This window comes from Brachybacterium phenoliresistens (assembly GCF_000576425.1).
Taxonomy (GTDB): Bacteria; Actinomycetota; Actinomycetes; order Actinomycetales; family Dermabacteraceae; genus Brachybacterium; species Brachybacterium phenoliresistens.
Window position 1 is genome coordinate 334,020 of the sequence record NZ_KK069989.1, and the last position, 23,480, is coordinate 357,499.

The following is a 23,480-nucleotide window of genomic DNA, read 5'->3' on the forward strand; positions in this document are numbered from 1 at the left end:
CAAGGGCCCCCAGGGCTCTCGCAGCAATCAAGGAGTCAAGAGTATGGCAGAGAAGGCAAACCAGCTCGGTGTCAAATCTAAGACAATCGAATCTGTGTACCGTGAGTTCACCGCAAGTGCCTACGGGGTCAATCGGCGGTACCAGCGCAAGCTGGTCTGGACGGTAGAAGAAAAGGAGCGACTGATTGATTCGATTATAAATCAGTACCCTTTGCCTCAGTTCCTTGTGGCGGAGGATGTGACATCCCGCGACTATCAGTTCGAGATAATTGATGGCATGCAACGAATGAACGCAATCGTTGCGTTCATCGAAAACGAATACCCGCTGCGCGGGGAGTACTTCGACCTCGAATCGCTAGCGATAACCAAGGAGAAGAAGGATGAAGGCACGCTTGTGCAACGCAAGCCCATCCTTTCGCGGGCGGAGAGTGTCAAGATCGCAACTTACGAAATCGCACAGTCCGTATACCGAACCGACCACTCTTCGAGCATCGAAGAAGTCTTTAGGCGAATAAACTCGTCGGGGCAAAAGCTGTCTAGCCAGGATCTTAGGCAGGCCGGATCGACTTCTCCGATTGCGGATATTGTACGAGAAATCGCCAGTCGAATTCGTGGGGACCACTCGACGTCCGACGTAGTCGATCTCGCAGGCATGAAGGCCCTTTCAATCGCGAGCAACAACAACGAATACGGAATCAAGCCGGAGGAAATCTTTTGGGTTAGGCAAGCTGTCCTCAATCGTGCAAACGTGCGAACCTCTGGAGATGAACAGCTGATACTTGACATTGTCGCGGACATGCTATTTGATCCAGTTCCGAGCACCGGAACTTCCACCCGAAATGCCCTATTTGGAGTCGAGTCCTTTGATGGCAGGAGTGCGGATGCCCGCTTCTCCGCTCTCCTGAAAGACCCTGCCTGGCACTCTGGCAAGAAACGGACCCTTGTCGACGACTTCATGCAGACTTTCGATAAGGTCCTTGAAATTGTTGCCGAGTTCGGCGAGGATTCAAGGTTCCCAAAGGTAATCGGGCAAAAGGGCAACAACCCGGTGCCTAGATACTTTGAAGTCTTCTTCGTGGCAGTTTGGCGATTGTATTCCGTTGAACGGCTCGAGCTGACGAATCCTGCGGCTGCGGCAGATCAGCTTAGGCTCCACCCCGCATTCAAATCTATGCCGGGCGGGGGAGGCGAGTGGCCGTCTGCCGACAAGGAAGCGATCATTAAGAAGCTTTGCAGAAGCCTTAAGGTGGCTTTTGATGCACCACGACTTGCTGAAAACGCACGGCCTCGAACGAGCGTTATGTCCAATAGCGAGTTTGCATCGACAGTTTCGGAAGTGCTGCTGGAAAGTTCGGCGTACGAGATGAAGCAAGGTCTATTGAGGCTCGAGTCCGGGGCTTCGGTGATCACCTCGACGCTGTTCGACCGAATCCTTCGCACGGTTACTGCGATTTCTAATTCGTTCCCGAAGCAGGGCGGTCATGTGTTAATTGGTGTCGCTGACAGCGATTCGGATGCCGACCGTGTTTACGAGATTTACGGCGTCAGTCCGATAATCTACCGCACGCTCCGCATCGTCGGGGTTGAAAGGGAAGCGGACGCAATGGGGGTTAGCTTCGACGAGTACTGGGATGCCGTCATTCGCAAGATCTCAATGAGCTCTAAGCTTGACTCGTCCTATGCAAAGCGCGTCGCTAAGAGCGCTCGGGTCGCTGTTCATGAGGGTAGGAAGATGCTTGTAATTGACGCTCCGACCACGCGTGATCCGGTTGCTTTTGACGGGAAATACTTCGAGCGCATTGGTACGTCGACTGAGGAAGTCAAAGACCTCATCGCTTTCGGAAGGGGATTCGACTTGTGAGATCGTTGCCACTCGTGTCGAAGGATTCGCAGAACGTTGATCAGTCCTTCAACATCCACACCCGCCGCAGCGGCAGCCGCTCGGTGATGTCCTCCGGCAGCTTCTCGTAGTTGCGCAGCACGGCGTCGACGACGTCGGTCGAGTCCCAGACCTTCACACGGAAGCGTTGGTGCTTGACCGCGTCGCGCGCCGGCTTCGACAGGCCCGCCCACGTGGCGAGCAGTCCGTAGTCGGCGCCATGGGTGCTCACCAGACCGTTCAGCTGCGCGACGACCTCGGAGGCGACCTGGCCGGTCTTCACCTGGACGATGAGCTTCGGCGACTCGACCCCCAGCAGCCCCCGACCGGCGGTGATGTCGATGCCGCCGTCCGCGCCCGGCGGCGCCTCGTCCACATCGAATCCCTCCGCCTCCAGCAGCGCCGCCACGAGGTGGGCGAAGCCGTGACCGGAGAACTCCTCGGCGATCTTCGAGGAGATCTGGTCCTGGGCGATGTCGGCTATGTCCGGCTGGGACTCGGGCTCGTCCACCACATCGGTCGGGGAGTCCGCGGTGTGGGCTGTCGGTGCGGGCTGTCGGGCGGAGGGCATCGTCGCTGACCCGACGTCCTCGCCGGTGGCGAGCACGTGCTCGAGGCGGGCCACCGCGTTGTTCCTGCTGGGCGAGAAGATCGTCAAGGCGCTGCCCAGGGTGTAGAGCAGGTCCTGCTTGATCGCCGATCGCGGCACCTGGCGCAGCCATTCGACCTCCACCACGTGGCGCTGGTCGCGGTCCTCGCTGTCCAGGTAGCGGTAGCCGGAGGTGACGCGCCCCAGCGCGATCTCTCGGTTCGTCTTCATGGGCATCACGAGCAGGTCACCCGGTGAGATGCGGCCGCGCAGCGCCCACAGCTGCGCGACGGCGTTCGTGCGCGCACCCGCCGAATCGGCAGGGTACGCCTCCGCTACGATCCTCTCGACGTCCTCCCGGCTGCGCGCCTCGGTGAGGTCTGCGACGTCGCGCCATCCCCCGCCCGAGTACCCGTTCTCGATCGCCCATTCATCGCGCTTGCCGTAGCGGCCCGAGCGCACCACCCATGCACTGTTGCTCACGGGATCGACAGTACTGCTTCTGCAGGTCACGCGGGCCCGATGGCCGGCGAACTCCCGAATCTCCCGCCACGTCCTCCTGGGATCGCTCGAGCAGGCAACGCGCTCGGAGCCGTCTTCACGCCATCGGGCACAACCGCGCCGGGCTCCACATACCCTTCCCCCATGCCCACCACCCCCGAGAACTTCCAGGTCGACCTGCGCGGGATCGTCGAGATCCTGTCGCACCACCTGTACTCGAGCCCGCGCGTGTACGTGCGCGAGCTGATCCAGAACGCGCGGGATGCCGTGGTCGCGCGCGGCGAGGACGTGCCGCCCATCGAGCTGGTCGTCGATCCGGCCGCGGGCTCGCTCACCGTGCGCGACCACGGCATCGGCCTCACCGAGGCGGATGCCCGCAGCCTGCTGTCCACCATCGGCGCCTCCAGCAAGCGCGAGGAGCTCGCGGCGGCACGGCGGGAGTTCCTGGGCCAGTTCGGGATCGGCCTGCTGTCCTGCTTCCTGGTGGTGGACCAGATCGAGGTGGTCTCCCGCAGCGCCCGCGACCCGCAGGCGCCGACGATGCGCTGGATCGGCTACGGCGACGGCACCTTCACCGTCTCGCCCGCGGAGCAGCCGCTCGAGGAGCCGGGCACCCTGGTGCGGGTGCATGCGCGGCCGGACGAGGCCGAATGGGTGGGGACCGACCGCGTGTTCCGCCTCGCCCGCGAGTTCGCGAGCCTGCTGGCCGTGCCGATCACCTTCGCCGTCGCCGGCGATCCCCGCCCCGCGGTGCGGGTGAGCGGAGATCCCGCCCCGTGGGACCTGCCCGGTAAGGCGGCGGCCGCCTGGTGCGAGGACGCCTTCGGCTTCGCGCCGCTGGCGAGCATCCCGCTGGACCTGCCGATGCTCGGCATCCGCGGCGTCACGTTCGTGACCGGCGAGGCGACGCCCGGCCGGGGCCGCGCGGGGGACCGGGTGTTCTCCCACGGCATGTCCGTCGCCTCCGACAACACCCAGCTGGTGCCGGAGTGGGTCAGCTTCGCGCGCGTCGCGATCGAGGCGGGGTCGCTCAGCCTCACCGCCTCCCGCGAGAGCCTGCACGAGTCCGCGGCCCTCGCCACGGCGCGCGAGGAGCTCGGCCACCAGGTCCGGGCGGGCATCGAGCGCCTCGCCGCCGGGGACCCGGAGGTCTTCGCACGCTTCGTCGACGTGCACGGGCAGAGCCTGCTCGCCCTCGCCGTCGCGCACCCGGAGATGCTGGAGTTCGTCGCCCGCCACCTGACGTGGGAGACCAGCTCCGGGCCGCTGCGTCTGGTGGAGATGCCGGCCAGGATCACGTTCACCACGCAGGACCGGGACTTCAGCAGCTACGCCCCGATCGTCCAGGCGCAGGGCGACCTGCTGGTCAACGGGGCCTACACCCACGGCGCCGCCATGCTGCGCGCGTACGACCAGGCGCAGTCGCGGCTCACCGCGCGCGAGTTCGAGCTGACGCGCCTGCTGGAGAACCTCCCGGAGCCGCGCGGCGAGGACGCGGCCCTCGCCGAGCGGATCGGCACCGTGGCGCGGGGCGTGCTCGACGCGCACGGCGTCGCGGTGGACGTGCGCGCCTTCCGCCCGGTGTCCCAGCTGGTGCTGCACGTGCCCGGGCGCGCCGCGGGCTTCGTGTTCGAGGAGGTCGAGGACGATCCGTGGGCCGACATGCTCGGCGGCGGGGCCCCGCGCGAGCAGGAGGACCCCCGGCCCACCCTCGTGCTCAACCTCCGCGCCGAGGCCGTGCGGGCCCTCGGCGGGACGCTCGCCCCCGCCACCCGCGACGACGCGATCCGCGCGCTGCACCTGCTGAGCCTGCTGCAGGCCGGCATCCGCCTGCAGGCCGAGGAGCAGGCGCTCCTCGCGGGCGCGTTGCAGACGCTGCTCCTCGCGGCATCCTGACCCGACACCGACCACCAACCACCGACAGCAGGGGATGACGATGATCCGATACGACGAGGTCCGGGGCCTCACCGGCGAGAAGGCGCAGCGCGTGCGGGCGCTCATCGACCGCAGCAGCGAGATCTGGGACATGCCGGAGGACATGGGGACGATCGACGCCTGGGAGGAGCAGATCGCCGCCTGCGAGGCGGAGGGCGTGCCGCATCTCGCGGCGAGCGGGCGCTTCGGTCAGTACTCGATCCTCAGCCTCGGCGGCATGCCGCAGGAGGCCCTCGAGGCGTATGCGCGGCTCATGCAGATCGTCGGCCGCTACGGCGACCACATCCACCCCGACAACGTGAGGACGTTCCTCGGGACGATCTCGAACCTGGTCTCGACCGTGGGGGAGGACCCGTCGCTGTCGCGGCCGCAGCTCGAGCGGATCGTCGACCTCGTCGAGAAGCAGACGATCGCCCACGGCTTCGACCTCTCCAACGTCACGCTGGCGCGGGCGAGCCTCGCCGCCGAGTTCGGCGAGCAGGATCGCGCCTACGCGCTGCTGGACCGCTGGCAGGGCATCGGCAGCCCCGAATGGCCGCCCTTCGACGCGAACACCGTCACCCGCGAGGTCGCGATCCTCGAGCCCTTCGAGCCGGAGCTCGCCGCGGAGACGCTCATGCGACGGTTCACGGCGATGGGCGTGCCGCCGGGCCCGATCGACACCGACCGCGAGGACCTCACCCAGCTCGTGCTGCTGCGGGCGCTGCTGGGCTCCCTGTGGGCGCGCGCCGGGCGGAAGGACCTCGCGGCCCGGATCGGCGACGAGCTGGTCGACCAGTTCGGCATCGAGGACCTCGTGCAGACGGCGGTGGTCGAGGACCTGCTGCTCGTGCTCGAGCATCGGCCCGATGACGCCCGGGTCGCGGCCGATGTCGGGCTCGCCAACAGCGCGCTCGACACCGTCGACTGCCGGCTGATCGCCGCTCTCGCCCGCAGCCGGACGCTCGAGGACCCGGCAGGGGAGGAGGCGGTGCTGCTGCGCGCCGTGGCGACGCAGGCCGCGGCGGCGCACGATGAGCGCGGCGGGACGGACATCCACACCCGGGAGCTGCGGGAGATCTGGCTCGCGGACCTCCCGCCCGCCGACCCCGAGCCGGCCGCGGGCGATGACCCGGTGGAGCGGGCCGAGCGGATCCTGCGCGCCGGCTGGATCCCGCGGCGCACCGCGCCGGTGACCATCGACGAGGTGCCCTTCGCGATCAAGGACCGCTACCTCGAGCTCCACGGGCTGTCGATGGCCGTCCTCGAAGCCGGCTCCGAGGAGGAGTCCGAGGCGCTCGTGGAGAGCATCGTCGCCCGCAGCCGCGAGCTGAGGATGCCGATGGCGGAGTTCGTCGCGCAGCTCATGCGGACGATGCGCGCCTACCAGTCCGACGACCATGTGGCGCTCGTCCTGCGCTACGCGGAGGCCCAGCGCGCGCAGGCGCTCGCGCCGGACGGCATCTACCCGCCCCTCGAGAAGGCCGCCGCGGGGCTCTTCCTCCCGGTGATCCTCACGGCCCTGGACCAGCCCGCGATCCCGCTGGGCCGCATCGACGCGATCATCGCCGGGGAGGTCGACCTGCGGGCGCTGACCGGGAAGCCGACCACTCCGATCGCCATGGCCCGGCTCGCCCGTGCCGCCCACCTCGGGGAGGTCTCGGAGGTCGGGCCGCTTCTCGCCGATGTCCGGGCCCACCTCGCGGCGGAGGCCGGGGACGTCGACCCCTTCGACGTGCAGATCGACCTGGCCCGGATCCTCGCCCCCCTGGATGCCCGGTCCGTCCCGGGGCTCGTGGCCGACGTGCTGGAGAGCTCGAACGACCCGTCCCAGCAGCGCGCGGCGCAGGCGTGGACGGCCTGGGCCGCACTGCGGGCGGGCCGGCCCGTGGACCGGGACGCGGCCGAGGTCGTCGCGCAGCTCGAGCAGGTCGATCGGGACTTCGAGGATTTCGGGGACCTGCCGCGATCGGTGGTCCTCGAGCTCGCGGCCCAGGTCCCGGGCACCCTCGGATGGGCGGTCGACGCGGCGCTCGCGGACACGACCCCGGGGGACCCGTACCACCTCGACACCTTCGCCGGCGCCGCGCGGGTCCTGCTCGACCATGCCCCGAGCGACGCTCGCGGGCCGCGGCTGCGCGAGGACGCGCTCGCGATCGCCGCGGCGCTCGATGAGCGCAACGGCAGCGAGGTGCAGTCCCGGCAGCTGCGCGAGAGGTTCTTCCAGGAGGCTCGCGAGCGCAGCTGAGCAGAGCGAGGCGAGGACCTGCTGCAGGAGGACACGTACGTCATGTACATGTCCTGCTGCAGCAGGTCCTCCGAACCCTCCGGGATGCCCCTCTGCGGTGGGGGCGGAGCGCCCGGACACGGCGCACGCATCGCGAACCGATGCTCGGCGGCGCGCTCGGCAGCGGGAGCGAGCGGGCCGCCGGCCAGCGGGACGGGCGGCCCTACCCCTCCACCCCGAAGTCCCCCAGCACCGCCAGGATGTGGGCGGTGATGCGGGACTCCAGGTCCGCCGGGCCCTCGGCGATGACGTCGATGACCTCCTGGTGCTTGTCCGCGGAGGTGTTGAGCTTCGCGCGCTGGGCGCCGGCGTGCATGATCGACATGCGCAGCACGCCGGCCAGCTGCTCCCAGGTCTGCAGCAGCACCTCGTTGTCGCTGACGCGGCACAGGGTGCGGTGGAACTCGACGTCTGCCTCGAGGCGCTCGAGCATGGGGAGGTCGTCCTCCTCGGCGTCGCGCATGGTGCGCAGGGCGCGGTCCAGCTGACGCAGCGCCTTCGCGCGCTCGGCCTCGGGCATGTCGGCGACGGTGCGGGCGGCGAGGGCCTCGAGGGCGGCGCGCACGCGGAAGGTCCCGGCGATGGTGCGGGCGTCGAGGCTGCGCACGTGCAGGCGGCCGCGGCCGTCGGTGACGGCGAGGCCCTCCTGCTGCAGCTGGCGCAGGGCCTCGCGCAGCGTGCCGCGGGAGATGCCGAGCTCCGAGGCCAGGCGCACCTCCGCGAGGTGGGTGCCCGGGGCGATGCCGCCCATGACGATGGCCTCGCGCAGCGCCTGCAGGGCCTGTTCGCGCAGGTTGCTCACCTGCAGGGACGGGAGGACTGAGGTCTGTGGGCTCACGCCGTCATCCAACACTGGTCCGACCTTGTTGGCAAGTGTTGACAGTAGGACAGTCCAACACGTAGCGTCCTCGCCGTACCGACCCCCGGTCCCCGGACAGAGCTGTCCCGAAGGAGCCCGCTGATGTCGCACGACCCCGCACCGCCCGCCCGTCCCCCGCACGGCACGCCCCGGCACGACCCGACCCCGTCGGGCCGCGCCGACGCCCTGCACGCCCGCCTCGCCCCCGCCCGCCGCCTGCTCGACGGGGTCGAGAAGGTCGTCACCGTGCTCGCCGTCGCGGCGCTCGCGCTGATCGTCCTCACCGTCGTGTGGCAGGTCGTGGCCCGGTACGTGACCTCGCAGTCCACCGCCTGGGCGCCCGAGCTGTCGCAGACCGCCTTCGTGTGGACGGCGCTGCTGGCCATCCCGCTGGGCGTGCGCAGCGGTCGACACATGGTGGTGGACCTCTGGCGCGGCCGCAGCGAGCTCGTGCAGAAGGTCGTCTTCGTGCTCGCGTCCCTCGTCATCCTCGTGACCTGCGCGGTGCTGGTGGCCTTCGGCATCGAGATGCTCGGCACGTCCTTCCAGCGCAGCCTGCCCAGCCTCGGCATCTCCTCCGGATGGCAGATGCTCGCCGTCCCCATCGGCTTCGGCCTCAGCTTCATCTTCCAGCTCGAGGTGCTCGTGCGCCGCTTCACCGACCCGGCGAGCGTCGAGGTCGACCCCGCCGAACAGACCGTCTGAGAGGAGACCCCGACATGGGTGGATCACTGCTGGGCACCTTCGGCCTCGGGATGCTCTCCCGCGTCCCCATCGGCTTCGCCCTGGCCGCCGCATCCCTGGTCACGCTGTACTTCCTGACCACCGACAACCTCGCCATCGGCGCGCAGCGCATCGTCGCCGGCGTCACGCCGTACCCGCTGCTGGCGGTGCCGCTGTTCATCCTCGCCGGCGGGCTCATGAACGCCGGCGGCATCTCCCGCCGCCTGCTGGACCTGGCCGATGCCATCGTCGGCCGCATGACCGGCGGCCTCGCCCACACCAACATCCTGGCCTCGCTGTTCTTCGGCGGGCTCTCCGGATCCTCCGTCGCGGACGTCTCCTCGCTGGGCCGGATCCTCATCCCCGCCATGCGGGAGCGGAAGTACACCGCCGCCTACGCCGCCGCGGTCACCGCCTCCTCCGCGATCATCGCGCCGATCCTCCCGCCCTCGATCACGCTGATCCTGTTCGGCGTGGTCACCGGCACCAGCATCGGCCAGCTGTTCTTCGCCGGCGTCATCCCCGCCATGCTGTACATGGCGGTGCTCATGGTGACCGTGCTGGTCACCGTCAAGCGTTCCGGCTTCGAGCCGGAGGCCGTGAAGACCATGGACGAGAAGGACATCGGCCGCACCCCCCGCGACCAGATCGCCCCGTTCTGGCCGGCGCTGGCCAAGGCGATCCCCGCGCTGCTGCTGCCGGTGCTGATCCTCGTGGGGATCCGCGGCGGGATCTTCACCCCCACCGAGGCCGCCGGCATGGCCGTCGCCTACGCCGTGCTGGTCGGCGCCTTCGTCTACCGCGAGCTGACCTTGCCGAAGATCTTCACCGCCATGAAGGACTCCGTCGCGCTCATCGGCCTGATCCTGCTGGTGATGGCCGCCGCCCAGCTGTACTCGTGGGTGCTCACCTCCGGCGGGGTGCCGCAGTCCGTGGCCGCCGCGCTGCTGGCCGTCTCCGCCAGCCCCATCGTGATCCTGCTGCTGATCAACGTGCTGCTGCTGGTGGTGGGCATGTTCATCGAGGCCAACGCCGCGATCATCATCCTCGTCCCGATCATCTTCCCCGTCGCCGTGGAGCTCGGCATCGACCCGCTGCACCTGGGCGTGGTGATCGTCGTGAACATGGGCCTGGGCCTGGTGACCCCGCCGGTGGGCCTGAACCTCATGCTCGCCTCCGAGATCGCGGAGATCGACCTGCTCGCCGGCGCCCGCGCCATGCTCCCCTTCCTCGCCGGCGGCCTCGCCTTCCTGCTGCTGCTCACCTTCGTCCCCGCGCTGACCACCTGGCTGCCCGGGGTCCTGTACTGACCCGCACGACCGGACCGACCACCCGCTCGACCCACCCACCCCCAGGAGAAACCGATGATGCTCTCTCGCCGCCACGCCCTCGCCGGAGCCACCGCCCTCGGCGCCGCCGCCCTCACCGCCACCGGATGCGCACGCCGCGACGCCACCGCCGGCGGCGGATCCGACGGCGGGGGAGGAGCCCAGAAGCTCGTCCTCGGCCACGCCGGATCCGACACCGACCCCCGCCAGGCCGGCTCCGAGCAGCTCAAGAAGCTCATCGAGGAGCGCACCGAGGGCCGTCTCACCGTCGAGATCCACGGCAACTCCACCCTCGGCTCCTGGGAGCAGATGATCGAGGGCCTGCAGCTGGGCACCACCCACCTGGTCATCGAGTCGATCCTCTCGCTCGAGGCCTACTCCGAGCTGGCCGCCGTGGAGACCGCCCCCTTCCTCTACGAGACCGACGAGCAGTTCTTCGGCGTCTGGGACGGGGAGCTGGGCGCCGAGATCAAGGCCGCGCTGACCGAGGCGACCGGCTTCGAGCTGCTGGGCAACATGTTCCGAGGCGCCCGCAACCTCACCGCCAACCAGGAGGTCGCGACGCTGGACGCGCTCCAGGGGCTGACCGTCCGCACCCCCTCCACGCAGACGATGGTCGAGACCTGGCAGACTCTCGGCGCCCGCGCCGAGGCCATGGCCTGGGACGAGGTCTACTCCGCCCTCGAGCAGGGCGTGATCGACGGCCAGGAGAACCCGCTGGACGTCGCCGCGTTCAACGCCCTCTACGAGGTGCAGTCCCACGTGATGATGACCCAGCACATGTACGCCAACTACCACTTCCTCATGTGGGGCGACACCCTCGCCGGGTTCTCCGAGGAGGACCAGACCATCATCCGCGAGGCGGCTGACGAGGTCGGGAGGACGTACACGGAGACCACCGTGACGAAGCTCGAGGAGTACCGCACCACCCTCGAGGGCGAGGGCATGACCTTCGTCGAGCTGCAGGACCGCGAGGCCTGGGTCGAGAAGGTCCAGCCGATCATCGACGGCCTGCCCGAGCAGGTCGCCGCCTGGGTCGACCAGATCAAGGGCGGCTGAGCCGCCGCCCGGTGCCGGCGATCGTCGGCACCGGCGCCACCTCTCTGCCCCCCGCCCATCGCCCCCGAACCACCCACCCCACCCGGGAAAGGACCCCCATGAATCTCCACGAGCTGCTGCGCGCCCGCCAGGACGCCGGCACCCCCATCCGCATCGGCCTGATCGGCGCCGGGCGCTACGGCACCATGTTCCTCGCGCAGGTGCGCAACACCCCCGGCATGCACGTCGTCGCCATCGCCGACATCAACACCCAGCGCGCCCAGGGCGCCCTCGAGCTGGTGGACTGGCCGGCCGAGGCGGTCGCCGGCTCCATCGACGAGGCGCTCGCAGGCGGGGGCACCGCGGTGATCCCCGACGCCGCCGCCCTGCTGGACGCCGACGTCGACGTGGTCGTCGAGGCCACCGGCAATCCGATCGTCGGCACCAGGCATGCGCTGCACGCGATCCGCACCGGCAAGCACATCATCATGGTCACCGTCGAGGCCGACGCCCTGTGCGGCCCGGCCCTCGCGGCGGAGGCCGAGAAGGCGGGCGTGGTCTACTCCCTCGCCTACGGCGACCAGCCGGCGCTGATCTGGGAGCTCGTGGACTGGGCCCGCACCAGCGGCTTCACCGTGACCTGCGCCGGCAAGGGCGCGAAGTACCTCGAGCACTACCACCAGATGAACCCCGACAACGTCTGGGAGAACTGGGAGTTCTCGAAGGAGCTCACCGACTCCGGGCAGCTGAACCCGTACATGCACACCTCCTTCCGCGACGGCACGAAGGCCGCGATCGAGATGGCGGCCGTCGCCAACGCCGCCGCGCTGCAGCCCTCCGACGAGGGCCTCAGCTTCACCCCCGGGGACGTGGAGCAGATCGCCACGATCTGCAGGCCCGCGGCCGATGGCGGCGTCCTCGCCCACAACGGCTCGGTCGACGTCATGAGCTCGGTGACCCGCGACGGCGACTGGATCGAGCACAACACGCAGGAGGGCGTGTTCGTCGTCGTCGAGGCGACCAACGACTACGTCTCCGGCTGCTTCACCGAGTACCCGTGGCACCCGGACCCCAGCGGCCGCTACGCCGCCCTGTACCGCCCGTATCACTACGTGGGCCTCGAGCTGGGCGTCTCCATCGCCAACGCCGCCCTGCGGGGGGTGGCGACCGGGCGGCCCGTCGGCTTCTACGCCGACGTCGTCGCGACCGCGAAGAAGGACCTCGAGCCGGGGGAGACCCTGGACGGCGAGGGCGGCTTCTGCGTGTGGGGCAAGCTCATGTCCGCACCCACGTCCGTGGCCCGCAACGCCCTGCCCGTCGCCTTCGCGCACGGCATCGTGCTGAAGCGCGCCGTGCCGGCCGGCGAGGTCGTCACCTGGGACGACGTCGAGGAGCCCGTGGGCATGGACGAGGCCGTGGCGATGCGCCGCGCGACCGTCGCCCTGCTGCCGGCGGCCGATGGGGCGGCATCGGCCGCCGCCTCCGCTACCGTCTGACCATGGAGACATCGCGCGAGCGGGAGCCGCAGACCGGACCGGTGCCGCAGGACGGGCAGGACACGCCGAACGGGCGGGTATCGCTGATCGGTCGGGTATCGCTGATCGGGCTGGGGGCGATGGGCGGGCCGATGGCCCACGCCCTCGTGGACGCCGGGCTCGAGCCCGCCGTCTGGAACCGGACGGCCGCGAAGGCGGCCCCGCTCGCGCAGGCCGGGGCGCAGGTCGCCGCGACCCCGGCCGATGCGGCCCGCGCGGTGACCCTCACGGTGCTCGCGGGCATCGAGGACCTCGTGGACGTGATCGACCGGCCCGACGGGCTGCTCGCCGGCTGGCGCGCCCGCGGGATCGCATCCCCGATCCTCGTGGTCATGGGCACGGTCCCGCCGGCCGATGTCCAGGCCCTGGGGCAGCGGCTCGCCGCCCACGGGGTGCGCACGGTCGACGCCCCGGTCTCGGGCGGGGTCGCCGGCGCGGTCGGGCGGCGCCTGGCGATCATGGTCGGCGCCGAGCCGGAGGAGTTCGCGCAGCTCGCTCCCGTCCTGCGGACGATGGGCACCACCGTCGAGCACGTCGGCGCCCTCGGCGCCGGGCAGGCCGCGAAGACCTGCAACCAGGTCGTCGTCGCCGCGACCGTCGCAGCGCTCGCCGAGTCGTTCCGCCTGGCGCGTGCCGCCGGCGTGGATCCTGCGGCCCTGCAGCGCCTGCTCGGCGGCGGCCTCGCCGCCTCCGAGGTCCTCGCGCAGAAGGGCGACAACTTCGTCGCGGAGTCCTTCGAGCCCGGGGGCCTGGCCCGCTACCATCTCAAGGACTTCGCCTCCGCCCGCGCCCTGTGCTCGGCCGCGGGCATCACCCTGCCCGTCACCGAGGCCGTCGCCTCCCAGTTCTCGCACATGGTCGACCTGGGTCTCGGCGACCTCGACAACTCCGGGGTGTACCGGATCCTCGACGCCCGCGACCCGGAGGGCCTGGCCTGACGCGGTGGCTCCGCCCGGCGGGGCGGTCCGGTCGGACGGGGTGACGCCGCGCAGCCCGACGGGGCGGCGCAACCAGGCGGCCTCGCGCGGACGGACGGGATGGCCCGGTCGGACGGGGCGACGCCGCGCAGCCCGACGGAGCGGCGCAACCTGACTGCCTCGCGCGGACGGACGGGATGGCCCCGGATGACGGCGTCGCGCGGTCGGACAGGATGGCCGCGACGGACGGGGCAGCGCGGTCGGACAGGATGGCCGCGACGGACGGGGCAGCGCGGTCGGACGGAGCGAGCAGGCTGACTGCTGCAGCAGGACACGTACATGATGTACATGTCCTGCTGCAGCGGTTCCCCCGGTCGCCGCCTCCGCGGGGGACCGTGCCGCGAGCCGGTGTCGAGCCTCTGGTCCTCGATCGCGGCAGCAGGGGACGAGGGTCGTGCAGACCGGCGCCGTGCCTTGTCCCATCGCGGGCGCGGTGCCCTGTCCAGCCGCGGGCGCCGTGCCCTGTCCTGTCTCAGCGGACGATCCCTGCGGGGTTCGGACGCATTTCGTCGGCGAGTCGACAGAAAGAACCGCATGTCGTTGCGGCTCCGATCGTCCCCCCGCATGCTGGCGGGATGACGACCGGGACGACGAGGCCCCTGCGCGGGGCCGAGCACGAGATCCTGCGGGCGCTGCGCCTGCAGGGACCATCCACGCGCGCCGAGCTGGTGCGCCGCACCGGGCTCTCCCGCGCCACCATCTCCGCGGTGACCGCACGGCTGCAGGCCGCCGGCCGGGTGGAGAGCGCCGGGACGGCACCGTCCCGCCGCGGCATCGGCCGCACCCCGGAGCGCCTCGCCCTCAGCGTGAGCGGCGCCGTGATCCTCGGCGTCGAGTTCGGGCACCGGCGCGTCACCGTCACCGCGATGGACGAGGCGCACCACATCGAGGGCACCGCATCGGCCGTTCACGACCAGGACGAGCCCTGGACGCGGCGGATCCGAGCGGCGCTGCGGCTGCTGAGGGATCTGGGGCTCGCCGGGCGCACGATCCTTGCCGTCGGCCTGGGCGTCCCCGGCCGCATCCCCGACCGCGAGGCCGTGGCCCGCATGCTCGAGCAGACCTTCGCCGATCAGGTCGCGCCCCAGGTCAGGACAGACAACAACGCGCGCCTGGCAGGGCTCGCGGAGGCCGTGTGGGGCGCCGGGCGGGAGCTGCAGAGCTTCGTCTACCTGCGCCTGATGGACGGGGTCGGCGGGGCGCTGATCTCTCAGGGCGCGATCTACGACGGGCTGCACGGCACGGCCGGCGAGTTCGGGCACATGACCGTGGACCCGACCGGCCCCGCCTGCCGCTGCGGGAAGCGCGGATGCCTGGAGGCGTACGTGTCCCGGGAACGGATCCTCGCCGCCACCGCCCACCGGGACCTCGAGGCGCTGCGCGCGGCGCTCGACGCCGGGGACGCGCGTCGCCGCGACATCGTCGCCGGCGCCGGCCACCGGATCGGGGTGGTCCTCGCCAACGCCTGCACGGCGCTCGACGTGCAGGGCGTGGTGCTCGGCGGCGACCTGCTGGACCTCGGCGACCACCTCACCGACCCGCTCGAGGCGGCCTTCGCCGCGAACCTCATGCCCGAGCGGGCCGCGCGGATCGCCCTGCGCACCGGGCGGATCCGCCAGGTCGACGGGGCGCTCGGCGCCATCGCCCTCGTGCTTCGGGATCCCTCCATCACCCTGTCCGATGCGGGCTCCGCACCGGCCGCCGCCGAGGCCGGCTCCCCGGCCCGCCCGACCGATGCCCGTCCGACGGACATCGGCCGGAAGGAAGCTCCCGTGCTCCGCGACCAGAAGGGACGACTCTCCTCGTGACCAGCCCGAACATGTTCTTCTTCCTCACCGATCAGCACCGGGTCGACACCCTGCCCTGCTACGGGAACGACATCGTGCAGACCCCGTGGCTGGACTCGCTGGCCTCCGAGGGCACCGTCTTCGACCGCTTCTACACCCCGACCGCCATCTGCACCCCCGCCCGCGCGAGCCTGCTCACCGGCGAATCCCCGTTCCGCCACCAGCTGCTGGCGAACTACGAGCGCAACGTCGGCTACATCGAGGACCTCGCGCCGGAGCACCGGAGCTTCAGCCGCGACCTGCGCGATCGCGGCTACCGGGTGGGCCTGGCCGGCAAGTGGCACGTGGGACTGCATCGCACCGCCGAGGACTTCGGCTTCGACGCCCTGCACATGCACGGCTGGCACAACCCCGTGGACCTGCCCGCCTACCAGGAGTGGCTGGCCGCGAAGGGCCTGCCCGCGTACCGGCTGCGCGACGAGATCCGCGGGACGTTCCCCAACGGCAGCCCCGGCAACCTGCTCGCCGCCCGGCTCGACCAGGGCGTCGAGGCGACCTTCGAACGGTTCCTCGGGGACCTCGCGATCGCCCGGCTGCGGGAGTACGCGGAGACCTTCCATCGCGACGGCACCCCGTTCTTCCTGGCCACCCACTTCTTCGGTCCGCACCTGCCGTACAACCTGCCCGACGAGTACTTCGACCTGTACGACCCGGACGACGTCGAGCTGCCCGCCTCGATCGCCGAGACGTTCCTCGGCAAGCCGCCCGTGCAGGCGAACTACTCCGCCCACTGGACCTTCGACACCCTCGACGAGGCGACCAGCCGGAAGCTCATCGCCGCCTACTGGGGGTACGTGACGATGATCGACCACGAGATCGGGCGGATCGTCGAGGTGGCTCGTGAGCTCGGCGTCTACGACGATGCGGCGGTGTTCTTCAGCGCCGACCACGGCGAGTTCACCGGCGCGCACCGGCTGCACGACAAGGGCCCGGCGATGTACGAGGACATCTACCGGATCCCCGGGGTGGTGCGCCCGCCCGGCGGCGGCCCCGCCCAGCACCGGGCCGAGTTCGCCGACCTCCTCGACCTCACCGCGACCATCGGCGAGATCGCCGGCATCGACCCCGAGCGCACCCCGGACGGCACCAGCCTGCTGCCGATCCTGCACGGCCGGACGCCGCCGTGGCGCACCGACTACGTCGCCGAGTTCCACGGCCACCACTTCCCCTACCCGCAGCGGATGCTCGTCACCGACCGGTACAAGCTCATCGTCAACCCCGAGTCCGTGAACGAGTTCTACGACCTCGTCGCCGACCCGCACGAGCTCACCAACCGCTACGGCTTCCCCGAGTGCCGCGTCGAGCGCGACGCCCACCTGGCCCTGCTGTACCGCCGCCTGCGCGAGCGCGGAGACAACTTCTACCACTGGATGACATCGATGTATCCGGTGGGCGGGAAGGACTACGACACCTCGCTGGGCTCCTTCGAGAGGAACACACCATGACGCAGTCCCCGCACCCCGCACCGGCCGGACCCGTCGGCGCAGGTCCCGCCGCGCGGAGCACCGCGCGCCGCGGGATCGGCCGTCGGCACCTCCTGGCCGGAGCAGGAATCGCCGGCACGGCCCTGACCGCGGCCGCCTGCTCCGGCGGGCAGTCCATCGGCGGGGCCGAGGCCCCGCCCGCTGCGGCAGAGCCCTTCTCCGGCACCTACGACGGCCCCGATGTCACCATCACCTTCTGGAACGGCTTCACCGGCGGCGACGGGCCCTACATGAAGCAGCTGGTCGCAGAGTTCACCGAGGCGAACCCGGCGATCACCGTCGAGCAGTCCTCCCTGGAATGGCCGGACCTCTACTCCAAGGTCGTCACCGCCACCGACGCCGGCAGCGGCCCCGACGTCGCGGCCATGCACCTGGACCAGCTGGCCAGCTTCGCCGCCCGCGGCACGATCGTCCCGCTGGACGACCTCACCGAGTCCCTCGGCCTCACCGCATCCGACTTCACCCCGGCGGTGTGGCAGGGAGGCGTCTTCCAGGACCGGCGCTACGGCATCCCCCTGGACATGTTCACCATCGCCCAGTACTGGAGCACGCCGATGCTCGCCTCCGCCGGCCTCGAGAGCGGCCCCGCGACGGCGGAGGAGTTCGCCGCCGCGACCACAGCGCTGCAGGGCGCCGGGGTGGCCGCCCCGTTCTGGATCTCCCCGGACAACTGGCAGATCTTCGTGAGCCTGCTGGGCCAGTTCGGCGGGTCCCTGTACTCCGAGGACCTCACCACCGTGACGTTCGGCGACGAGGCCGGGGTCAAGGCCCTGACCTGGATGCGCGACCTGGTCGAGAGCGGGGTCAGCCCCTCGGACGCCACGGACCTCGCGACCGCCTTCAAGAACGGCTCCTCGGCGATCATCCACGAGCTGCTGTGGCTCATCAACGACATCGAGGACACCGCCGACGGCATGGAGTACGGGATCGGTCCCTTCCCGATGATCGGCGACGCCCCCGGGGTGTTCGCGAACTCGCATCACTTCGCCCTGACCAAGCAGGCCGATGCGGATGAGGACCGCGGCCAGGCCGCCCGCATGTTCATCTCCTGGATGAGCGAGAACTCCGCGACCTGGGCCGGCTCCGGGAACATCCCGGCCCGCGCCTCCGCCCGGCAGGACGTCGTGTTCACCGAGGGCCGGCAGGCCCCGCTGGCCGCCGATGACGTGCTGGAGAGCTTCCTGTTCCTCCAGCAGGTCCCCGGATCCCGGGAGATCGCGGCCGACAGCTATCAGCGCGCCGTCAGCCGGGCGGTGCTCGGCGAGGAGGAGCCGGAGGCCGCGCTCGCCGCCGCCGTCACCACCGCCCAGGAGATGCTCGACCGCAACCGCGAGCTGTACGGCATCTGACCCGGAGCCCCGAGCGGGCTCCCGAACCAGGCGGAAGACCGCCGAGAGGAGAGGATCGATGAGCACCGCCGCTCCGAGCCTCAGCCCGTCCCGCAGTCCCGTTCCTGTCGCGCCCGTCGACGCACCTCGTCGGATCCGCCGGGGCAGCCCGGTGACGCCGTACCTGTTCATCGGCCCCTTCCTGATCCTGTTCGCGGTGTTCGTGCTCGCACCGATCCTCGTGCTCGCCTGGTCGAGCACCCGCCAGTGGATCCTCGGCTTCGACAGCGGCGGATTCGTGGGCGGGGAGAACTACGCGACCCTGCTCAGCGGCCAGGGGGTGCTGTCCGAGGAGTTCTGGCGCGGCATGCGGGTCACCGCCGTGTTCACCGTCCTGTCCGTGCCGCTCCTGGTGACGGTCCCCTTCGCGCTCGCATTGCTGCTGAACCTCCGCTTCCGCGGGCGGACCCTGTTCCGGGCCGTGTACTTCGCCCCGTACGTGCTCGGGGTCGCCGTCGTCGGAGTGCTCTGGCACTTCCTGCTGGATGCCCGCGTCGGCCCGGTCAACCACCTGCTGGGAGCGATCGGCCTGCCCGATGCGACCGCGTGGACCACTTCGCTGCCGGCCGGCTGGGTGTCGCTGGTCGGGGTGACCGTGTGGTGGACCGTCGGCTTCAACGCCGTGATCTACCTGGCCGCCCTCCAGGACGTGCCCGCCGAGCTGCACGAGGCCGCCCGCATCGACGGCGCCGGCGCCTGGCGGCGGCTGTGGGCGGTGACCATCCCGCACATGCGGCGGGTGCTGCAGTTCGTCGTCGTCATCACCATCATCGCCTCGGCCAACATGTACGGGCAGTCGGCGCTGATCACCCAGGAGCAGCCCGGCGGCGCCACCCGCACCGCCATCGGCTACATCGCCCAGACCGGCATGCGCTCCTACGACATCGGCATGGCGAGCGCCATGAGCATGATCCTCGCCGTGTGCCTGATCGCCGCGAGCCTTCTGGTGAACCAGCTCTTCCGACTCGTGGGAAAGGTGTAGACGATGACCGCCGTCCTTCCGCCCCGTCGCCGCCCGCGCCTGCGGCGCATCGGCCTGTGGGTCCTCCTGATCGGGCTGACCTGCGTGTTCGCCCTTCCGCTGCTGTACATGCTCGCCACCGCGTTCAAGACGCCCGCCGAATCGGTCTCGGCGGACTTCCGCCTGTGGCCGCAGGACCCCACCCTCGGGGCGTTCCGGCAGATCCTCGGCGACGACTCCGTGCCCGTCCTGCGCTGGGTGGGCAACAGCCTGCTGGTCGCCGTCGCGCACTGCGCCCTCACCGTCGTCCTCGCCGTCCTGGCCGCCTACGCGCTGGCCCGCATGGAGTTCCGGGGCCGTCGTCTGATGATGGGCGTCATCCTCGCCACCATGTTCGTGCCGGCCGTGGTCATGCTCATCCCGCACTTCCTCATCGTGAACTCCCTGGGCTGGCTGAACTCCTATGCGGCGCTGATCATCCCGGGTGCCGCCGGGGCGTTCGGCGTGTTCTTCCTGCGGCAGTTCTTCGCGGCGATCCCGCGCGAGCTCGAGGAGGCCGCGATCGTCGACGGCTGCACCCAGTGGTCCACCTTCGCGCGGATCATGCTGCCGCTGGCCCGCCCGGCCGTCGCCACCTTGGTGGTGCTGTCCTTCCTGGCCAGCTGGAACGACTACCTGTGGCCTGTGTTCGTCCTGTTCAGCAGCGACATGCAGACCCTGCCCTCGGGCCTGCGGCTGCTGCAGGCGGAGAACTCCACCCGGTACGACGTGATGATGGCCGGCGCCGTCATCGCCAGCGCCCCCGTGCTCGCCCTCTACGTCATCGCCCAGCGCTGGATCATCGAGGGAGTCTCGACCAGCGGCATCAAGGGCTGACCCCCGGCGACGCGCCACCACCGCATCGCCCCACCGTCGGCAACCCCCCCCGCCCTTCGTACCATCCCGAACAGGAGTCCCATGGCCCCCGCATCGTCCACCGCATCCGCCCTTCTGACCGCGCAGATCGACCTCGCACCGGCCCCGGCCGATGACCGCATCGACCCCATGATCTACGGCCACTTCCTCGAGTCCGCGTTCTTCCACAACATCGAGGGCGGCGTCTTCGACGAGGGATCCCCGCTGTCGGTCACCGGCGACGGCCCGCTCGCCGGCTGCCGGCAGGACGTCATCGACGCCTGCCGCGCACTGGGGATGCCGGTGGTGCGCTGGCCCGGCGGCAACTTCACCTCCGCCTACTGGTGGGAGGACGGCACCGGCCCGCGCGATGAGCGGCCGCGCCGCCTCGAGCTCGCCTGGGGCAGCGAGGAGTCCAACCGCTTCGGCACCCCCGAGTTCCTCGCCTGGTGCGAGGCCACCGGCGCCACGCCCTACCTCGCGCACAGCTGCCGCAGCGTCGAGGACGCCGTGCGCTGGGTCGAGTACTGCAACTACGAGGGCGACACCGCCATGACCCGCCGCCGCGCGGCGGACGGGATCGACCCCGCCCGCCCGGTGCCGATCTGGGGCATCGGCAACGAGGTGTACGGGCCCTGGCAGATGGGCCATCGCAGCCCCGAGCGCTATGCGGCCGATGCTCTCGAGCACGCCCGCTTCATGCGGGCCGTCGACCCCTCGATCGAGTTCGTCGCCGTGGGCCTGGACGAGGACCGCTGGACCGACGCGGTGGTGCGCGAGCTCGGCGAGACGGCCCGATGGTTCTCCGTCCACGCCTACGGGGCGGGCTTCCACCTCGTGGATCCCTCGCGCGAGGAGTTCGATGCGATCGTCTCCCAGGCCCTGCATTTCGAGCAGGTGCTGCAGGGCTTCTCCCGGAAGACCGCCGCCGCGGCGGCCCGGCACGGCATCACCCGCCCGCTCGAGATCGCCCTGGACGAGTGGAACATGCGCCACTACGAGCCGCGCACCTGGGAGGATCCGCAGCCCGGCGCCGACGGCGGCATCGCCCCGCGGGACACCTCCGGCCCGGCCGACGCCCCGGGCACCGCGGGGGAGAACGGGTGGCGGGTCAGCCGGTACTCGCCCCGCACCCTCGCCGATGCGCTGTTCTACGCCGGCGTGTTCCACGCGATCCATCGGACCGCCGGGAACGATGTGCCCGTGACCATGGCGAACACCGTCAACCTGGTCAACGCCAACGGACTGCTCGCGGTGCGGGAAGAGGGCCTGGTCCGCTCCGCGACGTACCACGTGTGGGATCTCTACCTCAACCATTTCGGCACCCGAGCGCTGCCGGTGCGGCTCGCGGGCCCCTCGGTCACGCTGCCGGTGCGGCACGAGCAGGGCTGGGGCGGCGAGGCGCAGTGCCGGCAGGCGCTCGCCGCCGTGCCGCTGCTGGACGTGAGCGCCTCCGCCTCGGCCGATGGCACGCGCCGATTCGTCGCGATCATCAACCGCTCGGCCGACCAGGACGTGCGGACGGCGCTCGTGGTGGACGGCGCCCCGGTCTCGGGGCCCGTCACGGTGCGGACCCTGGGGGCCGACGCCCCGGAGCTCTTCGCCGCCAACACCCTGGATGCGCCCGACGTGCTGGGAGTGCGCGAGAGCTCGACGACCCTCGAGGGCGGCGAGGTCACCGTCCCCGCCCACTCGATCACCGTGCTCTCCTGGCAGGCCCCGGCGGGCTGATCCGTGCCCGCCGCCGGCGACCCCTCCGACAGGAAAGGACCGAGGTCCATGTCGAACGACCCTCCGAACATCCTGGTGCTGATGACGGATCAGCAGCGCATCGGCTGCACCGCCGCACAGGGCGGGCCCGACACGATGCCCAGCACCGACGCGCTGCTGCGCCGCGGCACGCAGTTCCCGCAGGCCTACACGAGCGCGCCGGCCTGCGTGCCGGCACGCACGAGCCTTCTCACCGGCCGCTTCCCCTCCGCCCATCGCGTGCGACAGAACTCCACGCCGCAGCACGCCCACTACTCCCAGGACCTCCTGGACGTGCTGCGAGGGGCCGGCTACTCCCTGCATTTCGCCGGCAAGCCCCACATGCACCCCGGCCCGGAGGACTTCGACACCTTCCACGGGCCGTACATGCATGACGGAGGCCCGCAGGATTCGGCCGAGCACGCCGCCTTCGACGCATGGCTGCACGAGCTCGACCATGCCGTCGCCCCCGAGCCGACGCCCTTCCCCGTCACGGCCCAGCTGCCCCACCGCATCATCGACGGGGCGATCGACGCCGTCGACCGCGCCGATCCGTCGCGGCCGTTCCTCCTCTGGGTCTCCTTCCCCGAGCCGCACAACCCCTACCAGGTGCCCGAGCCGTACTTCTCGATGTTCGACCCGGCATCCGTCCCGGACCGTGCGGCCGGGCCGGAATCCCTCGAGCGGCTCGGCTGGCGCTTCCGCTGGCTGCACCGGCTGATCGAGGAGAAGCGGCCCGGCTTCGACGCCGAGTGGCGCCGTCTGCGCGCGAACTACCTGGGGATGCTCCGTCTGATCGACGACCAGATCGCCCGGCTCCTCGACCGCCTCGCGGACGACCTCGAGAACACGATCGTGATCGTCCTCAGCGACCACGGGGATCTCATCGGCGACTACGGGCTGCAGCGCAAGGGCGCGGGACTGCCCGAGGCACTGGTGCGGATCCCCTTCGGGCTCAGCGGCCCCGGCATCGATCGCCAGGAGCGCGAGGAGCTGGTCTCGATCGTGGACGTGCTGCCCACCGTCGCCGAGCTCGTCGGCGCGGAGGTCCCGCCGGGGGTGCAGGGGCGCTCCCTCGCCCCGCTGCTGGCGGGGGAGCCCGCGCCCGCGGCGGAGTTCAGGTCGATGTACGCGGAGCACGGCTTCGGGGGAGCCTCCTACCGCGAGGAGGACCGGCCCGCGCTGCACTTCCCCTACCCGGGGCGCCGCTTCGACGAGCTCAACAGCGTCACCCAGAGCGGGGAGATGCGGATGGTCGTCGAGGACGGCATGAAGCTGGTCGTGGACGACACCGGCGAGAGCTTCCTCTACGACCTGCGCGAGGACCCGGCGGAGCTCACGAACCTGTTCGACGCGCCGCAGGCCGCCGCGGCACGCGATGCCCTGCACCGTCGGCTCGTGCAGTGGATGCTGCGCGTCGCCGACGACCTCCCCGTCGGGGCCTACGACCCCTGCACCCGGGAGCACAACTGGCTCTGGGCCGAGACCCGGCGCTGAGCCACGGCAGCACCTCGGACGCCCGGACCA

The 23,480-nt window shown here is 70.7% G+C and carries 17 protein-coding genes; 15 read left to right on the top strand and 2 right to left on the bottom strand.

Features of this window, described 5'->3' with window-relative positions:
* Positions 1-43 precede the first annotated feature (43 nt).
* Positions 44-1,861: a GmrSD restriction endonuclease domain-containing protein gene (locus BF93_RS19260; RefSeq protein ID WP_084148260.1), complete on the top strand. Its 1,818-nt coding sequence runs from the start codon at positions 44-46 to the stop codon at positions 1,859-1,861.
* A 40-nt stretch (positions 1,862-1,901) separates the two neighbouring features.
* Here BF93_RS19260 and BF93_RS04595 read toward each other — a convergent pair whose 3' ends face one another.
* Positions 1,902-2,951 (bottom strand): restriction endonuclease, encoded by a 1,050-nt coding sequence (locus BF93_RS04595; protein WP_038370868.1) that lies wholly within the window; start codon positions 2,949-2,951, stop codon positions 1,902-1,904.
* Positions 2,952-3,113: 162 nt separating this feature from the next.
* Between BF93_RS04595 and BF93_RS04600 the strand changes: the two genes are divergently transcribed.
* Complete coding sequence (locus BF93_RS04600; protein WP_038370869.1) at positions 3,114-4,865, top strand: HSP90 family protein; 1,752 nt, start codon at positions 3,114-3,116, stop codon at positions 4,863-4,865.
* A gap of 40 nt (positions 4,866-4,905) precedes the next feature.
* Entirely contained in the window at positions 4,906-7,131 is a 2,226-nt protein-coding gene (locus tag BF93_RS04605) for a hypothetical protein (RefSeq protein WP_156954038.1), read from the top strand.
* 202 nt (positions 7,132-7,333) lie between these two features.
* On the opposite strand, the gene BF93_RS04610 is transcribed toward BF93_RS04605, so the two are convergent.
* Positions 7,334-8,008 carry a GntR family transcriptional regulator gene (locus BF93_RS04610; RefSeq protein WP_038370871.1) on the bottom strand — a complete coding sequence of 225 codons (675 nt, stop codon included), beginning with the start codon at positions 8,006-8,008 and terminating at the stop codon, positions 7,334-7,336.
* A gap of 123 nt (positions 8,009-8,131) precedes the next feature.
* On the opposite strand from BF93_RS04610, the gene BF93_RS04615 reads away from it, so the two are divergent.
* The 12 genes from BF93_RS04615 (at position 8,132) to BF93_RS04670 (ending at position 23,450) form a co-directional block, all read left to right on the top strand.
* Positions 8,132-8,734 carry a TRAP transporter small permease gene (locus BF93_RS04615; RefSeq protein WP_038370872.1) on the top strand — a complete coding sequence of 201 codons (603 nt, stop codon included), beginning with the start codon at positions 8,132-8,134 and terminating at the stop codon, positions 8,732-8,734.
* Positions 8,735-8,748: 14 nt separating this feature from the next.
* Positions 8,749-10,062 carry a TRAP transporter large permease gene (locus BF93_RS04620; protein ID WP_038370873.1) on the top strand — a complete coding sequence of 438 codons (1,314 nt, stop codon included), beginning with the start codon at positions 8,749-8,751 and terminating at the stop codon, positions 10,060-10,062.
* A gap of 54 nt (positions 10,063-10,116) precedes the next feature.
* On the top strand, positions 10,117-11,139 hold the full coding sequence (locus BF93_RS04625) for a TRAP transporter substrate-binding protein (protein WP_038370875.1): 1,023 nt from the start codon (positions 10,117-10,119) through the stop codon (positions 11,137-11,139).
* A 98-nt stretch (positions 11,140-11,237) separates the two neighbouring features.
* Positions 11,238-12,614: an NAD(P)H-dependent oxidoreductase gene (locus BF93_RS04630; RefSeq protein WP_038370876.1), complete on the top strand. Its 1,377-nt coding sequence runs from the start codon at positions 11,238-11,240 to the stop codon at positions 12,612-12,614.
* A 2-nt stretch (positions 12,615-12,616) separates the two neighbouring features.
* Positions 12,617-13,591 carry an NAD(P)-dependent oxidoreductase gene (locus BF93_RS04635; protein ID WP_051486518.1) on the top strand — a complete coding sequence of 325 codons (975 nt, stop codon included), beginning with the start codon at positions 12,617-12,619 and terminating at the stop codon, positions 13,589-13,591.
* Positions 13,592-14,205: 614 nt separating this feature from the next.
* On the top strand, positions 14,206-15,438 hold the full coding sequence (locus BF93_RS04640; RefSeq protein ID WP_051486519.1) for an ROK family transcriptional regulator: 1,233 nt from the start codon (positions 14,206-14,208) through the stop codon (positions 15,436-15,438).
* Positions 15,435-16,922, top strand: coding sequence for a sulfatase family protein (locus BF93_RS04645; RefSeq protein ID WP_232226191.1), 1,488 nt, complete (start codon positions 15,435-15,437; stop codon positions 16,920-16,922). Before BF93_RS04640 ends, BF93_RS04645 begins: the two co-directional genes overlap by 4 nt.
* Positions 16,919-18,310 (top strand): extracellular solute-binding protein, encoded by a 1,392-nt coding sequence (locus BF93_RS04650; protein WP_051486520.1) that lies wholly within the window; start codon positions 16,919-16,921, stop codon positions 18,308-18,310. The genes BF93_RS04645 and BF93_RS04650 overlap by 4 nt, the downstream gene beginning before the upstream one ends.
* 58 nt (positions 18,311-18,368) lie before the next feature.
* The gene (locus tag BF93_RS04655) at positions 18,369-19,331 is read left to right on the top strand and encodes a carbohydrate ABC transporter permease (protein ID WP_084148264.1); all 963 of its coding nucleotides are present in this window, start codon (positions 18,369-18,371) and stop codon (positions 19,329-19,331) included.
* Between the two features lie 3 nt (positions 19,332-19,334).
* The gene (locus BF93_RS04660; protein WP_051486521.1) at positions 19,335-20,186 is read left to right on the top strand and encodes a carbohydrate ABC transporter permease; all 852 of its coding nucleotides are present in this window, start codon (positions 19,335-19,337) and stop codon (positions 20,184-20,186) included.
* An 81-nt stretch (positions 20,187-20,267) separates the two neighbouring features.
* Complete coding sequence (locus BF93_RS04665) at positions 20,268-21,935, top strand: alpha-L-arabinofuranosidase C-terminal domain-containing protein (protein ID WP_051486522.1); 1,668 nt, start codon at positions 20,268-20,270, stop codon at positions 21,933-21,935.
* A gap of 48 nt (positions 21,936-21,983) precedes the next feature.
* Positions 21,984-23,450 (top strand): sulfatase-like hydrolase/transferase, encoded by a 1,467-nt coding sequence (locus BF93_RS04670; RefSeq protein ID WP_038370877.1) that lies wholly within the window; start codon positions 21,984-21,986, stop codon positions 23,448-23,450.
* Positions 23,451-23,480: the final 30 nt, after the last annotated feature.